We start from the raw sequence: 442 nt of genomic DNA on the forward strand, positions 1-442 counted from the left end.
ACATACAGGCTCATCCCATTTCGCTCGCCACTACTTTGGGAATCTCGGTTGATTTCTTTTCCTGCAGCTACTTAGATGTTTCAGTTCGCCGCGTTCGCTTTGCATACCTATGTATTCAGTATGCAATGACCTATAAAGGCCGGGTTTCCCCATTCGGAAATCTGCGGATCAAAGCTCGTTTGCTAGCTCCCCGCAGCTTATCGCAAGCTACTACGTCCTTCATCGCCTGTAATCGCCAAGGCATCCACCATGTGCACTTATTCGCTTGTCCCTATAACGTTGGCCTCTGCTGACAACAGAGATCGTCACAGGTACAAGAGTACAGCTGTGTTGCAATGATACAAATACTACTACCCAAGCACATGCTGTCGCATGCGCTTAAAAACTTTACTTCTTCCAGATTGTTAAAGAACGAAAAAACAGTGATCTCGAAAAGACCAAA

Annotated in this window: 1 rRNA gene; it reads right to left on the reverse strand. The window is 45.9% G+C overall.

Going from position 1 to position 442, the window contains the following annotated elements:
* Window positions 1-271 (reverse strand): 23S ribosomal RNA (locus IFU00_22850); the annotation flags it as partial.
* Between the last annotated feature and the right edge of the window lie 171 nt (window positions 272-442).

Source organism: Oxalobacteraceae sp. CFBP 8761 (assembly GCA_014841595.1).
In the GTDB taxonomy this organism is placed as follows: Bacteria; Pseudomonadota; Gammaproteobacteria; order Burkholderiales; family Burkholderiaceae_D; genus Telluria.